Annotated in this window: 16 protein-coding genes; 12 read left to right on the top strand and 4 right to left on the bottom strand. The window is 57.3% G+C overall.

Features of this window, described 5'->3' with window-relative positions:
* Positions 1 to 92: 92 nt before the first annotated feature.
* On the top strand, positions 93 to 1,340 hold the full coding sequence (gene sstT / locus L2I46_RS08425; RefSeq protein ID WP_121936548.1) for a serine/threonine transporter SstT: 1,248 nt from the start codon (positions 93 to 95) through the stop codon (positions 1,338 to 1,340).
* Positions 1,341 to 1,355: 15 nt separating this feature from the next.
* Here sstT and L2I46_RS08420 read toward each other — a convergent pair whose 3' ends face one another.
* The 3 genes from L2I46_RS08420 to uxaC form a co-directional block, all read right to left on the bottom strand.
* Positions 1,356 to 1,910 (bottom strand): YgjV family protein, encoded by a 555-nt coding sequence (locus tag L2I46_RS08420; protein ID WP_049013415.1) that lies wholly within the window; start codon positions 1,908 to 1,910, stop codon positions 1,356 to 1,358.
* A gap of 130 nt (positions 1,911 to 2,040) precedes the next feature.
* The gene (locus L2I46_RS08415; RefSeq protein WP_236947741.1) at positions 2,041 to 3,528 is read right to left on the bottom strand and encodes a UxaA family hydrolase; all 1,488 of its coding nucleotides are present in this window, start codon (positions 3,526 to 3,528) and stop codon (positions 2,041 to 2,043) included.
* Positions 3,529 to 3,546: 18 nt separating this feature from the next.
* Complete coding sequence (uxaC, locus tag L2I46_RS08410; protein ID WP_023291088.1) at positions 3,547 to 4,959, bottom strand: glucuronate isomerase; 1,413 nt, start codon at positions 4,957 to 4,959, stop codon at positions 3,547 to 3,549.
* A 480-nt stretch (positions 4,960 to 5,439) separates the two neighbouring features.
* Between uxaC and L2I46_RS08405 the strand changes: the two genes are divergently transcribed.
* The 11 genes from L2I46_RS08405 to L2I46_RS08355 all read left to right on the top strand — a co-directional run bounded on the left by L2I46_RS08405 (position 5,440) and on the right by L2I46_RS08355 (position 12,915).
* Entirely contained in the window at positions 5,440 to 6,741 is a 1,302-nt protein-coding gene (locus L2I46_RS08405) for an MFS transporter (protein WP_023291089.1), read from the top strand.
* Positions 6,742 to 6,871: 130 nt separating this feature from the next.
* Positions 6,872 to 7,648: a transcriptional regulator ExuR gene (gene exuR, locus L2I46_RS08400; protein WP_004206120.1), complete on the top strand. Its 777-nt coding sequence runs from the start codon at positions 6,872 to 6,874 to the stop codon at positions 7,646 to 7,648.
* A gap of 341 nt (positions 7,649 to 7,989) precedes the next feature.
* Entirely contained in the window at positions 7,990 to 8,652 is a 663-nt protein-coding gene (gene yqjA, locus L2I46_RS08395; RefSeq protein ID WP_023291090.1) for a DedA family general envelope maintenance protein YqjA, read from the top strand.
* Positions 8,653 to 8,660: 8 nt separating this feature from the next.
* A complete protein-coding gene (gene mzrA / locus L2I46_RS08390) occupies positions 8,661 to 9,038 on the top strand; it encodes an EnvZ/OmpR regulon moderator MzrA (RefSeq protein ID WP_072096611.1) in 378 nt (125 codons plus the stop codon).
* A 149-nt stretch (positions 9,039 to 9,187) separates the two neighbouring features.
* The gene (locus tag L2I46_RS08385) at positions 9,188 to 9,556 is read left to right on the top strand and encodes a DUF1090 domain-containing protein (RefSeq protein ID WP_004206124.1); all 369 of its coding nucleotides are present in this window, start codon (positions 9,188 to 9,190) and stop codon (positions 9,554 to 9,556) included.
* 45 nt (positions 9,557 to 9,601) lie between these two features.
* Positions 9,602 to 9,907, top strand: coding sequence for a DUF883 family protein (locus tag L2I46_RS08380; protein ID WP_002917916.1), 306 nt, complete (start codon positions 9,602 to 9,604; stop codon positions 9,905 to 9,907).
* Between the two features lie 2 nt (positions 9,908 to 9,909).
* Entirely contained in the window at positions 9,910 to 10,308 is a 399-nt protein-coding gene (locus tag L2I46_RS08375; RefSeq protein ID WP_023291093.1) for a phage holin family protein, read from the top strand.
* Positions 10,305 to 10,601 (top strand): YqjK-like family protein, encoded by a 297-nt coding sequence (locus L2I46_RS08370; protein ID WP_023291094.1) that lies wholly within the window; start codon positions 10,305 to 10,307, stop codon positions 10,599 to 10,601. Before L2I46_RS08375 ends, L2I46_RS08370 begins: the two co-directional genes overlap by 4 nt.
* 360 nt (positions 10,602 to 10,961) lie before the next feature.
* Positions 10,962 to 11,354, top strand: a complete 393-nt coding sequence (locus tag L2I46_RS08365) for a DoxX family protein (RefSeq protein ID WP_002917920.1) — start codon at positions 10,962 to 10,964, stop codon at positions 11,352 to 11,354.
* 79 nt (positions 11,355 to 11,433) lie between these two features.
* Positions 11,434 to 12,420, top strand: a complete 987-nt coding sequence (locus tag L2I46_RS08360) for a glutathione S-transferase family protein (protein WP_065805125.1) — start codon at positions 11,434 to 11,436, stop codon at positions 12,418 to 12,420.
* A gap of 126 nt (positions 12,421 to 12,546) precedes the next feature.
* On the top strand, positions 12,547 to 12,915 hold the full coding sequence (locus L2I46_RS08355; RefSeq protein ID WP_017900662.1) for a DUF805 domain-containing protein: 369 nt from the start codon (positions 12,547 to 12,549) through the stop codon (positions 12,913 to 12,915).
* 39 nt (positions 12,916 to 12,954) lie between these two features.
* Here L2I46_RS08355 and L2I46_RS08350 read toward each other — a convergent pair whose 3' ends face one another.
* Entirely contained in the window at positions 12,955 to 13,851 is an 897-nt protein-coding gene (locus L2I46_RS08350) for a LysR family transcriptional regulator (protein ID WP_004144865.1), read from the bottom strand.
* Between the last annotated feature and the right edge of the window lie 46 nt (positions 13,852 to 13,897).

The raw sequence follows: 13,897 nt of genomic DNA, 5'->3' as shown, positions 1-13,897 counted from the left end.
CGACTATGCAAACATATACTTACATCCTGACATAAACGTAACAAATAATACGTGGCTGGGATGGCTTGCTACATCACTGGAAGGAATGAATTATGACCACACGCACTCCCTCATCAGGGTGGCTTTCCCGCCTGGCACAAGGCAGCCTGGTGAAACAAATTTTAGTCGGCCTGGTACTTGGCGTGCTGCTGGCGCTGGTCTCTAAGCCTGCGGCCATCGCCGTCGGCCTGCTGGGGACCCTGTTCGTCGGCGCGTTGAAGGCGGTAGCGCCGGTGCTGGTATTGATGCTCGTCATGGCCTCGATCGCCAACCATCAGCACGGACAAAAAACCAGTATCCGCCCCATTCTGTTTCTCTATCTGCTGGGCACCTTCAGCGCGGCGCTGACCGCGGTGTTGTTCAGTTTTGTCTTTCCCTCGACCCTGCACTTAACCACCGCCGCCGACAGCATCACGCCGCCGTCGGGGATTGTTGAGGTGCTGCGCGGCCTGCTAATGAGCATGGTGTCCAACCCGATCGACGCCCTGCTGAACGCCAACTATATCGGTATTCTGGTGTGGGCGGTGGGCCTTGGCTTCGCCCTGCGCCAGGGTAACGACAGCACTAAAAACCTGATCAACGATGTCTCCCACGCGGTGACCTTTATCGTTAAAGTGGTGATCCGCTTTGCGCCGCTGGGGATCTTCGGTCTGGTCTCTTCCACCCTGGCGACTACCGGTTTTGAAACCCTGTGGGGTTACGCCCAGCTGCTGCTGGTGCTGGTGGGCTGTATGCTGCTGGTGGCGCTGGTGATTAATCCGCTGCTGGTGTTCTGGAAGCTCCGCCGCAACCCCTATCCGCTGGTGCTGACCTGCCTGCGCGAAAGCGGCGTCTACGCGTTTTTCACCCGCAGCTCCGCCGCTAATATTCCGGTGAATATGGCGCTGTGTGAGAAGCTGAACCTGGATCGCGATACCTATTCGGTCTCCATTCCGCTGGGGGCAACCATCAATATGGCGGGCGCGGCAATCACGATCACCGTGCTGACGCTGGCGGCGGTCCATACGCTGAATGTTCCGGTGGATCTGCCGACGGCGCTGTTGCTGAGCGTGGTCGCTTCGCTGTGCGCCTGCGGCGCCTCCGGCGTGGCGGGCGGTTCGCTGCTGCTGATCCCGCTGGCCTGTAATATGTTTGGTATTCCGAACGATGTGGCGATGCAGGTGGTTGCCGTCGGCTTTATCATCGGGGTGCTGCAGGATTCTTGCGAAACCGCGCTGAACTCCTCCACCGACGCCCTGTTTACCGCCGCCGCCTGCATGGCGGAAGACGACCAGCTGGCGAAAAACGCCCTGCGTAGCTAATGCCTTTCCCCTCCGCTACCGTGCGGAGGGGCTCTCTTCCTGCACCGCGTTTTCAACCCTGAACGGGTCGATACCCCGCTTTTGCATCCGGCGGAAGCGAATAATGTTCAGGCCGTTGACGATCAGGAAGCTGCCTTCAATCAGCGTCCCGCCGATGGAACCCAGCCACAGGTTATGCGTCGCCCAGCAGGCGGTGGAGCACCACATCACGCAGCGGACGGTCAGCCCTTTACAGCGAAACAGCGCCCAGGTGCTGGCGACAGTGCCAATAATCGGCAGCAGCTCCATAGCATGCTGCAGCTTGCCAAGGCCGAGGATCAGCGTCAGCAGGATAAAGATCGTCATCACCCACAGGCTGCGGGTGCGCAGGGAAATGACCGTGCGGAGCGCATTAAGCCCGGCGCTCATCCCGGCAGGCGCGGCGCCCATCAGGAAGAAATGGACGCCGATAACGCCGCTATAGACCGCCAGCTGAAGCCTGAAGCGACGTTCGTCGCGGTTGATAAAGGTGGTAATGCCGATAAGAAAGGCGATGACGCCGACCCCCTGGGCCAGCCAATATGCGGTCATGAAAGCTCCCTGAGAGAAAAAAACAAACGGCGCTTCACAGGCTGAAACGCCGCTGTTGCTTACCCGATGACGCTGCGCTATCAGGCCAATGCGCAATCAACGCCGCCCGGGCGCCAATATGAATGCGCCTTTACAGGGTAACACCGCTTTTAAAGATGGCCAGCTCGCGGAAGTCATTCCGCTCATTACAGGTCGGTTTGCCGTTGGCGAAAGCCACAATGGTGTCCACGAACTCCTCCAGCAGCTGCGGCATCGCTTTGCCGTGGATCAGCTGTCCGGCATCGAAGTCGATCCAGTGCTTTTTCTTTGCCGCCAGCTCGCTGTTGGTGGCGATCTTCACCGTCGGCACAAAGCCGCCGTACGGCGTGCCGCGGCCGGTGCTGAACAGCACCATATGGCAGCCGGCGCCGGCCAGCGCGCTGGTGGCGACAGCATCATTGCCCGGCGCGCTCAGCAAGTTCAGACCATGTACCTTCAGACGCTCGCCGTAGCGCAGGACATCCACCACCTGGCTGGAGCCCGCTTTCTGGGTACAGCCCAGCGACTTATCTTCGAGGGTGGTGATCCCCCCGGCCTTGTTGCCCGGCGAAGGGTTTTCGTAAATAGGCTGGTCGTGAGCGATAAAGTACTGCTTAAAGTCATTGACCATGGTCACCAGCTTGTCGAAGGTCGCTTCGTCGCGGCAGTGGCTCATCAGCAGCTGTTCGGCGCCGAACATCTCCGGCACTTCGGTCAGCACGGTGGTGCCGCCGTTGGCGATCACATAGTCTGAGAAGCGCCCCAGCATCGGGTTAGCGGTGATGCCGGACAGGCCGTCCGACCCACCGCACTCGAGGCCAAACTTCAGCTCGCTCAGCTTGCCCGGCTGACGTTTATCCTGACGCATCACGTCATACAGCTGGTGGAGATGCACCACCCCCGCCTCCACTTCATCGTCCTGATGCTGACAAACCATAAAGTGCACGCGCTGCGGATCATACTCGCCCAGCGTTTCGCGAAAAGCATCCACCTGGTTGTTTTCACAGCCAAGGCCCACCACCAGCACCGCTCCGGCGTTCGGATGGCGGACCATATTCTGCAGCATGGTGCGGGTGTTGATGTGGTCGTCCCCGAGCTGTGAGCAACCGTAGGTATGGCTGAAGAGATGCACCCCATCGATATCTTCGGCGCCGTTCGCCTCTTTCAGAAAACGGTTCTGCATCTGACGGGCCATGGCGTTGACGCAGCCGACGGTCGGCAGGATCCATAGCTCATTGCGCACCCCGACGTCGCCATTGGCGCGACGATAAATCTGCACTTCGCGATCCGCTGGCTGCGGCGGTTGGGCAACCTGCTCCGGTTGATAGCGATACGCGTCAAGGTCGCTGAGATTGGTGCGCGTATTGTGCGCATGGACATGCTCGCCCGGCGCGATATCCGCCAGCGCATGGCCAATCGGCAACCCATACTTAACGACGTTTTCCCCTTTCGCGATAGCGCGCAGTGCAAACTTGTGTCCGCGAACGATATCCTGACCGAGGGTGACCGGGTCATTGTCGATCGTCACCACGCTACCGGCCGTCATATCCGCCAGCGCGACCGCGACGTTATCCTGCGAATGGATTTTGATGTATTGCATATCAACCGACCTCTGGTCTTAGTTCAGTTCAATGGCGAAATAGTCACGCGCATTGTTAAAGCAAATGTTTTTCACCATCTCGCCAAGCAGCGCGATATCCGCAGGCGCTTCGCCGGCGGCCACCCAACGGCCGATCATCTGGCACAGAATACGACGGAAGTATTCGTGGCGGGTGTAGGAGAGGAAGCTGCGACTGTCGGTCAGCATCCCGACAAAGCGGCTCAGCAGGCCGAGCTGCGCCAGCTGGGTCATCTGCCGCTCCATGCCGTCTTTCTGATCGTTGAACCACCAGCCGGAGCCGAACTGCATCTTGCCCGGCATCCCTTCGCCCTGGAAGTTACCGATCATGGTGCCCAGCACTTCGTTATCGCGCGGGTTCAGGCAGTAGAGAATGGTTTTCGGCAGCAGATTCTCTTCGTTCTGCTTGCTCAGCAGCTTAGACAGCTCTTCAGCCATCGGGCGATCGTTGATCGAGTCAAAGCCAACGTCCGGGCCTAACAGTTTGAACTGACGCAGGTTGTTATTGCGCAGCGCGCCGATGTGGTACTGCTGCACCCAGCCGCGACGGGCATACTCTGCGCCGAGGAACACCAGCACCGCGGTTTTGAACTGCGCCACTTCGCGTTCGCTGAGGGTTTCGCCAGCCAGGCGACGCGCCAGAATGGCGTCCAGCTCGGCGTCAGTCGCTTCCGCAAACAGCACCACGTCCAGGGCGTGGTCGGAGACTTTGCAACCGTGAGCGGCAAAGTGGTCCAGACGTTTGGTCAGCGCGCTTTGCAGGTCCGCAAAACGGCGAATATCGGTGTCGGACACTTCACCCAGCTTAGCCATATAGTCATTGAACGTCGCCTGCTCGATGTTGAACGCTTTATCCGGGCGCCAGCTCGGCAACACCTTGATATCAAATGAAGTGTCTTTAGCGACAACCGCATGGTGTTCCAGGGAATCAATCGGATCGTCGGTGGTGCCGACCATCTTCACATTCATCTGCTTCATGATCCCGCGGGCGGAGAAGGCGTCCTGGGCCAGTAACGCATTGCACTGGTCCCAGATCTCATCGGCGGTGGAAGGCGACAGCAGCTTACCTGTAATACCAAATGGGCGACGCAGCTCTAAATGGGTCCAGTGGTATAACGGGTTGCCAATCGTGTGAGGCACGGTGGCTGCCCAGGCGTCAAATTTCTCGCGATCGGAGGCATCACCGGTACACAAACGCTCCGGCACGCCGTTGGTGCGCATCGCGCGCCATTTATAATGATCGCCTTTCAGCCAGATGTCATACAGATTTTTGAAACGGTAATTTTCGGCAACCTGCTGCGGCGGAAGGTGGCAATGGTAGTCGAAAATAGGCTGATCTTTGGCGTAATCGTGGTACAGGCGGCGGGCAAATTCGCTATCGAGTAGAAAATCTTCGGTCATAAACGGTGTCATTCGTGTGTCCTCTTCGCTCCGGAGCGGGAGCCTTTCAGATGATTGACTACAATGCTGACAAAGTTATCACACCAATTTCTACAGACCGAACTGTTTTTCGTGAGTTAGATCAATAAACGCTGATAAAAAAAACCGCCTGCGCGCGGCAAACATCTCGCCAGAGCGCGCCGTATCTGGCTTTCTTCGCCAATCATAAAGACCACACTAACTTTCCCGCTTTTGTGACAGCACTCAACTTTTAAAGTTGTATGACAAGTTATCTTTCTGCCGTCGCAACATATAAACCGACGGAATGCTTTACCGGTGTTTATGGCATCGGCTTATACGGAATGGATACCGACTTTTTACATAACAACTGATGGTAAGGTTCGGGCCAGAGGGGACCGCCCTCCTGAACCCTCCGTTTCGCTTTCCCGACCGCGTATCGCCGTCAGGAGAGGCCGCACCTGGTGCGGAGAAATTACAGACGATGAGGTTTACATGCGTAAAATTAAAGGGTTACGTTGGTACATGATCGCACTGGTGACGCTGGGCACCGTGCTGGGCTACCTGACCCGTAACACCGTGGCGGCGGCCGCGCCGACGCTGATGGAAGAGTTACACATCTCGACCCAACAGTACTCCTATATCATTGCAGCCTATTCCGCTGCCTATACCGTCATGCAGCCTGTCGCAGGTTATGTCCTTGATATTCTGGGGACTAAAGTCGGCTATGCCTTCTTCGCTATCGCCTGGGCGATATTCTGCGGCTCGACCGCCCTCGCCGGCAGCTGGGGCGGACTGGCGCTGGCCCGCGGCGCGGTGGGCGCGGCGGAAGCGGCGATGATCCCCGCCGGGCTGAAAGCCAGCTCCGAATGGTTCCCGGCAAAAGAGCGCTCTATCGCGGTGGGCTACTTCAACGTAGGTTCCTCTATCGGCGCCATGATCGCGCCGCCGCTGGTGGTGTGGGCGATCGTCATGCACAGCTGGCAGATGGCGTTCATTATCTCCGGGGTTCTGAGCTTCGCCTGGGCCATCGCCTGGCTGATCTTCTACAAACACCCGCGCGACCAGAAGAAATTATCTGACGAAGAACGCGACTACATCATTGGCGGCCAGGAGTCTCAACACCAGACCAATAATGCGAAGAAAATGTCGCCGTGGGAGATCCTGCGCAACCGTCAGTTCTGGGGTATCGCCCTGCCGCGCTTCCTCGCCGAGCCGGCCTGGGGGACCTTTAACGCCTGGATCCCGCTGTTCATGTTTAAGGTTTACGGCTTTAACCTGAAAGAGATCGCGATGTTCGCCTGGATGCCGATGCTGTTCGCCGACCTCGGCTGCATCGTCGGTGGATACCTGCCGCCGCTGTTCCAGCGCTGGTTCGGCGTTAACCTGATCGTGTCGCGTAAAATGGTGGTCACCATGGGCGCCCTGCTGATGATTGGCCCGGGGATGATCGGCCTGTTCACCAGCCCGTACGTGGCGATTGCCCTGCTGTGCATCGGCGGGTTTGCTCACCAGGCGCTGTCCGGGGCGCTGATTACCCTCTCTTCCGACGTCTTTGGCCGTAACGAAGTCGCTACCGCCAACGGTCTGACCGGGATGGCCGCCTGGCTGGCGAGCACCATGTTCGCCCTGGTCGTCGGCGCGCTGGCAGACACCATCGGTTTCAGCCCGCTGTTTGCGGTACTGGCGGTCTTTGACCTGCTGGGCGCGCTGGTCATCTGGACGGTGCTGAAAAACAAACCGGCTGACGATGACACGACGCCGCTTAGCAGCCGCAAACCGGCCACCCAGAGTTAGAGACGCTTATGCTGAGGTGATCGCCTGCCAAGCCGCCTTCTCAGGCGGCTTTTTCATCCCTGCCAGTGGTGGAAATCGCGTAAAAGTGGTATAACAAATCGAATATTGTCGCCATCTTGCGGGAGCGAATATGGAAATCATTGAACCACGCCGTCTTTATCAGCAACTTGCCGCTGAGCTGAAGACGCGCATCGAACAAGGTGTCTACCTTGTAGGGGATAAGCTGCCCGCCGAGCGCTTTATCGCCGATGAAAAAAACGTTAGCCGCACCGTGGTTCGTGAAGCCATTATCATGCTGGAAGTGGAAGGCTATGTCGAAGTCCGCAAAGGGTCGGGCATTCACGTCATCTCCAACCATCCGAAATACCAGCAGGTGGCCGATGAAAGCCTGGAGTTCGCCAACTATGGCCCCTTTGAGCTGCTGCAGGCGCGGCAGCTTATTGAAAGCAATATCGCCGAATTCGCGGCCACTCAGGTGACCAAGCAGGACATCATGAAGCTGATGGAGATTCAGGAGAAAGCGCGCAACGAGAAGTGTTTCCGCGACTCCGAATGGGATCTGCAGTTTCACGTCCAGGTGGCGCTGGCCACGCAGAATAGCGCCCTGGCGGCGATCGTGGAAAAAATGTGGACCCAGCGCGTGCATAACCCGTACTGGAAAAAGCTGCATGAGCATATCGATCTGCGCACCGTCGATAACTGGTGCGACGACCACGATCAGATCCTGAAGGCTCTGCTGCGTAAAGATCCGAACGCCGCCAAACTGGCGATGTGGCAGCATCTGGAAAATACCAAGCAAATGCTGTTTAACGAAACCAGCGACGACTTTGAATTTAATGCCGATCGCTACTTATTTGCCGAAAACCCGGTGGTTCATCTCGATACAGCGGCCAACGGCGCGAAATAAGCCTTTATCCCCCCGGCGCGCGGCCCCTGCGCGCCTGTTCCCCATGCAGGCTGGGGTAAGCAAAACATATATAGTGTCAGCCTGTGTAAATCCTCTCGCCTCCCATCGCCGCAATCAGCAAAATCAACGAGCAACACCTTGCAATTTCTCTGACGGAAAGTCAGGTGATTTGTTACAATTAGATGCATTTTGCCGTTCTGGGAGTAGGTATCGACTTACTTCAATTTTATACAGGGAAGCGTTCAGAGCGCCGAAGCAGCGACCATAATCTCATAAAAATCTTGTCGCCCTACATGCCGCGCGCTCAGACGTGCCGTTAACCGATGTACCAGGAATCGTGAATGGAACTATTAACCCAGTTATTGAATGCCTTGTGGGCTCAGGATTACGAAACGCTCGCGAATCCCTCCATGATTGGCATGCTGTATTTTGTCTTGTTTATGATTTTGTTCCTTGAGAACGGGTTACTGCCTGCCGCGTTTTTGCCGGGGGACAGCCTGCTTGTGCTCGTGGGCGTGCTGATCGCCAAAGGGGCGATGGGCTTTCCGGAAACGTTGCTGCTGCTCACTGCCGCCGCCAGCCTCGGCTGCTGGCTGAGCTACATCCAGGGGCGTTGGCTGGGCAATACGCGGATCGTGCAAAACTGGCTGTCGCATCTGCCCTCTCACTATCATCAGCGCGCGCATCACCTGTTTCATAAACATGGGCTCTCCGCGCTGCTGATCGGCCGCTTCATCGCCTTCGTGCGCACGCTGCTGCCGACCATCGCCGGGCTTTCCGGCCTCAATAACGCCCGCTTTCAGTTCTTTAACTGGATGAGCGGCCTGCTGTGGGTGCTCATCCTGACCTCGCTGGGCTATCTGCTGGGCAAAACCCCGGTATTCCTTAAGTATGAAGATCAGCTGATGTCCTGCCTGATGCTCCTGCCGGTTGCGCTGTTGGTCTTCGGACTGGTCGGCTCGCTGGTGGTGCTGTGGAAGAAAAAATACAGAAGCCGGGGCTAATGATGGTCATAAAACGCCCTTCCCTGCGCCAGCTCAGCTGGCTGCTGGGTGGCTCTCTTCTGCTCTGCGCGCTGTTCTGGCTCTGGCTGGCGGTGCAGCAGCAAGAGGCCACGCTGGCGATCCGTCCGGTTGGCCAGGGCGTCAGTATGCCGGATGGTTTCTCCGTCTGGCATCACCTCGACGCCAACGGTATCCGCTTCAAGAGCATTACGCCGCAAAAGGATGGCCTGTTGATTAAGTTTGATTCCACCGCCCAGGGCGCGGCGGCGAAAGAAGTTCTCGGCCGCGCTCTGCCTCATGGTTATATTATCGCCTTGCTGGAAGACGATAACTCGCCCACCGCCTGGTTATCCCGCCTGCGCGACGCGCCGCATCGGCTCGGGTAAACGGCCGTCAGACTGCGTTTTCAACGCAGTCTGGTGGTTTCCCGCATTTGTTACTATGCTTAAACCTGCGTGAATCAACGCATTCACGTTTACCAACGGGAACGGGTTTATCCTCCGGGTATCCCCTAAGACAATGGAAGGTACTATCCATGAAACACCGCATCGCTCTGCTTCTGGCCCTGTCTTCACTTAGCGCCAGCGCCATAGCCGCCTCTCCCTGCCAGGAAAAAGAGCAGGATATTCAACGAGAGATCAGCTATGCCGAAAAGCATCACAATCAAAGTCGCATTGATGGGCTAAATACCGCGCTACGCCAGGTACGGGAGAACTGCAGCGACAGTAAACTCAAAGCCGATCATCAGCAAAAAATTGCCAAACAGCGGGAAGAGATCGCTGAACGTCAGCGCGATCTGCAGGAAGCCCGGAAGAAAGGCGATGCGGACAAAATCAACAAACGCCAGCATAAACTCAATGAAGCGCAACAGGAGTTGAAAACGCTGGAGTCTCGGGATTACTAATCACTATTAACTTTCGCAATACGGACCACGCTACAGGAGAACGACATGGCTAAAGAGAATGTGACTGACGACCTTCGTGCAGAACTGAAAACGCTGGCGGACACCCTGGAGGAAGTACTGAATTCCTCGGCGGACAAGTCGAAAGAAGAGATGGGTAAACTGCGCAGTAAAGCCGAGAGCGCGCTGAAAGAGAGCCGCGCCCGTCTGGGTGAGACCAGCGAAGCGATTCTGCGTCAAACTCGTGAGACCGCCGCGCGAGCGGATGATTATGTTCGCGAAAATCCGTGGACAGGGGTCGGGATTGGCGCCGCCGTCGGGCTGGTGCTGGGTGTCCTGCTGTCGCGTCGCTGATTATGGCGAATACTCAACACACGCAGGGGCCGGGTCAGCGCGTCTTCTCCATTGGCCAGCGTATCGTTACGCTGCTGGTCGAAATGGTGGAAACACGGCTGCGCCTGGTCGTCGTGGAGCTGGAGGAGGAGAAAGCCAACCTCTTCCAGCTGCTGATCATGACCGGACTGACGCTGCTGTTTGCCGCGTTTGGCCTCATGAGTCTGCTGGTGCTGGTTATCTGGGCCGTTGACGCTCAGTACCGCCTGCACGTCATGATCGCCACCACCGTCGTGCTGCTTCTCGCCGCCGCGATTGTCGGTATCCTTACCTTACGTAAGGCGCGACGTTCCACGCTGCTGCGCCTGACGCGAAGAGAGCTGGAGAACGACCGTGCCCTTCTGGAGGAAGATAAACCATGAATGGCCGACAGGAGCGTGAACGGCAAAAGGCGCAGCTGCTGCGCCAGATCCAGCAGCAACGGCTGGAGCTGAGCGCCTGTCGCCGCCACTGGCTGGAAGCGACTGCGCCCTTAGACCGCGGCTGGCATACGCTGCTTAGTTTACGTTCGTGGCTGATGGTGGGCAGCGGTCTGATGGCCGTGTGGTCCGTCCGACACCCGCATTTTTTAATGCGCTGGACCAAACGCGGACTGGGTTTATGGAGTACCTGGCGGCTGGTCCGCGGGATCCTGCGCCAGTCGGCAGTCCGTTAGCCGCCCGGAGCGCGGGCGCTTTTCCCGGCGCCCCGCTCTGCCACTTCCTCGCCCGATACGCAACGCCGTGCGTAAAAACTTGCCCCCTGGCCGCCATCCGCGGTCAGCCAGACTTCTGATCCCACGCCATTCCGCCCGGCCAGGCCTTTACCAGCGCCGGTCGTGACCTATCGCGTTGAGGCATTTTTCGCCCCCTCTTACCGATTACTCAGAAACTTTGAACTAGATCTACAGTTTTCCTTGCTAACAATTCCCTCTCCGCCTCGCTACTATCCTCTCCATCGACAGCAACACCGCGTAACTACGCGGGATTGCGCTAAAAAACAAAACCGCCGCCCTTTGGGTTTTCTGGAGTAAGAAATGAAAAAATTAGAAGATGTTGGTGTACTGGTAGCGCGCATTCTGATGCCGATTCTGTTTATCACTGCAGGATGGGGCAAAATCACCGGTTATGCGGGAACCCAGCAGTATATGGAAGCCATGGGCGTACCGGGTGCGCTGCTGCCGCTGACCATTCTCCTTGAATTCGGCGGCGGACTGGCGATTCTGTTCGGTTTCCTGACCCGGACCACCGCGCTGTTCACCGCAGGCTTTACGCTGTTGACCGCGTTCCTGTTCCACAGCAACTTTGCGGAAGGCGTGAACTCCCTGATGTTCATGAAAAACCTGACCATCGCTGGCGGTTACCTGCTGCTGGCCATTACCGGACCGGGCGCCTTCAGTATCGACCGTGTACTGAATAAGAAATGGTAAGCGCACTATACTGAATGAATGAAAAAGCGAGGAGACCACTCCTCGCTTTTGCTATCTGAAGTCTGAAGGAGGAATAAAGATGGGACAATTAGTCGACGGCGTCTGGCAGGATACCTGGTATGACACAAAATCCACCGGTGGGCGTTTTAAGCGTTCCGTTTCCGCCTTCCGTAACTGGCTCACCGCCGATGGCGCGGCCGGACCGAGTGGTGAAGGGGGATTTGCGGCGGAAAAAGATCGCTATCATCTGTACGTCTCTCTCGCCTGCCCGTGGGCGCATCGCACGTTAATTATGCGTAAGCTGAAAGGACTGGAGCCTTTTCTCCCTGTCTCCGTGGTCAATCCGCTGATGCTGGAAAACGGCTGGACTTTTGACAACAGCTTCCCGGAAGCCACCGGTGACACCCTTTATCAGCACGATTTTCTCTATCAGCTGTATCTGCACGCCGACCCGCACTACACCGGTCGCGTCACCGTCCCGGTACTATGGGATAAAAAACAGCAGACCATCGTCAGCAATGAGTCGGCAGAAATCATCCGTATGTTTAATACCGCCTTCGATGGCCTGGGCGCCAGAGCCGGGGATTACTACCCGCCGGCGCTGCGGGAAAAAATCGATGAACTGAACGGCTGGATATATGACAACGTCAATAACGGCGTGTATAAAGCCGGCTTTGCCACCAGTCAGCAGGCTTACGACGAAGCGGTGGATGCGGTGTTTACCTCGCTGGAGCGGCTGGAGCAGATCCTCGGTCAGCATCGTTACCTGACGGGCAATCAGCTGACGGAAGCGGATATTCGCCTGTGGACGACGCTGGTACGCTTCGACCCGGTGTATGTGACCCATTTTAAATGCGACAAACGACGCATCAGCGATTATCTCAATCTCTACGGCTTCCTGCGCGACATCTACCAGATGCCGGGTATCGCGGAGACGGTGAGCTTTCCGCATATTCGTCACCACTATTACCGCAGCCATAAAACCATTAACCCTACCGGCATCATCTCCATTGGGCCGCAGCAGGATCTCAGCGAACCACACGGTCGCGACCAGCGCTTCCGTTGATCCGTCGGGCGCCAGTGATGGCGCCCAATAATTCAGAAAACAGATATTTACCCACCATTCATTCACGTCTATTCTTATTGCGATCGCTTAAAAAACAAGTGATTGACGGTTAATTGAGGCGTAGAAATGGACTGGTATCTCAAGGTATTAAAAAACTATATAGGATTTGGCGGCCGTGCGCGGCGCAAAGAGTACTGGATGTTTATTCTGGTCAACCTCATCCTGACCGGCGTATTGAGCATCATCGATAAAATGCTGGGCTGGCAGCGGGCGGGCGGAGAAGGCATTCTGACGACCATCTATGGCATACTGGTCTTTTTACCGTGGTGGGCGGTGCAGTTTCGGCGTCTGCACGACACCGACCGTTCGGCATGGTGGCTGCTGCTGCTGTTGATCCCGGTCATCGGCTGGCTGGTGATCCTGATCTTTAACTGCCAGCGCGGAACGGAAGGCAACAACCGATTCGGGCCCGATCCAAAACCCTTTTCCTACTGATCTTCCTGCTCCTCCCGCTAGCGGGAGGAGCGTCCTCGACTATCTGCCGGCAAACAGCTTAGGGATCTCGCGCAGGCACCAGGACTTCGCTTCGCCCATGCTGTCCCGTCGCCAGGCCATGATAATGTCAATTTCATTGGTATATTCCGGACTGACCACCCGCAAGCGTCCTTCAGCAATATCCTTCTCCACCAGTGGATAGGGCATGGTCGCCACGCCTAATCCGGCCAGCAGCGCCTGACGCTTATCTTCAATGGTGCTCACCGTTAAGCGCGGCTGTTTATCCAGCAGCTGAACGGTGAGAACGGGCCGCTCGCGCGCGGTATCCGCCACCGCGACGCCACGGTATTTGACGCGGGTGACCTCGGAGAGCGGTTCAGGCTCCTGGTGGATCGGGTGGTCCGGCGCCGCGACGTACACGCTGAGCACCGAATAGAGTTTGCGCGAGTTAATCTCCGAAGAAGAACGAAAATGCATATCCGGCGCGACAACGATATCCGCCCGCCCCTGCTCCAGCCGCTCCCAGGCGCCGGCCAGCACCTCGGTGATAATCGACAGCTGGGTGTTGGACTTGGTCGCCAGTTTCTCAATCAGCGGAAACAGATCCGGCGTGGGCACCAGCGCTTCGGTGACGATCGTCAGGTGAGTTTCCCAGCCGCGAGACAGGGCTTCGGCATCGGTGGTGAGCTTGTCCGCCGCCTCGAGCAGCACGCGACCGCGCTCCAGCAGCATACGCCCGACGTTGGTGAACTTTGTGCGATGACCCGAGCGGTCAAACAGCACCACGTCCAGCTCTTCCTCCAGTTTTTGCATGGTGTAGCTCAGGGCGGAAGGCACGCGTCCCAGTTCATCAGCCGCGGCAGCGAAGCTCCCGCGACGGTCGATCGCATCCATCACGCGTAACGCTTCCAGCGTTAATGCTCTCTCTTTAGCCATCGCTTTCTCATTCAGGAAATTTGAACATACCGGGCAGAATATCTGG

Source organism: Klebsiella sp. 2019SCSN059, from assembly GCF_021739525.1.
Taxonomy (GTDB): Bacteria; Pseudomonadota; Gammaproteobacteria; order Enterobacterales; family Enterobacteriaceae; genus Klebsiella; species Klebsiella quasipneumoniae.
This window is presented reverse-complemented; position numbering and strand designations above follow the sequence as displayed.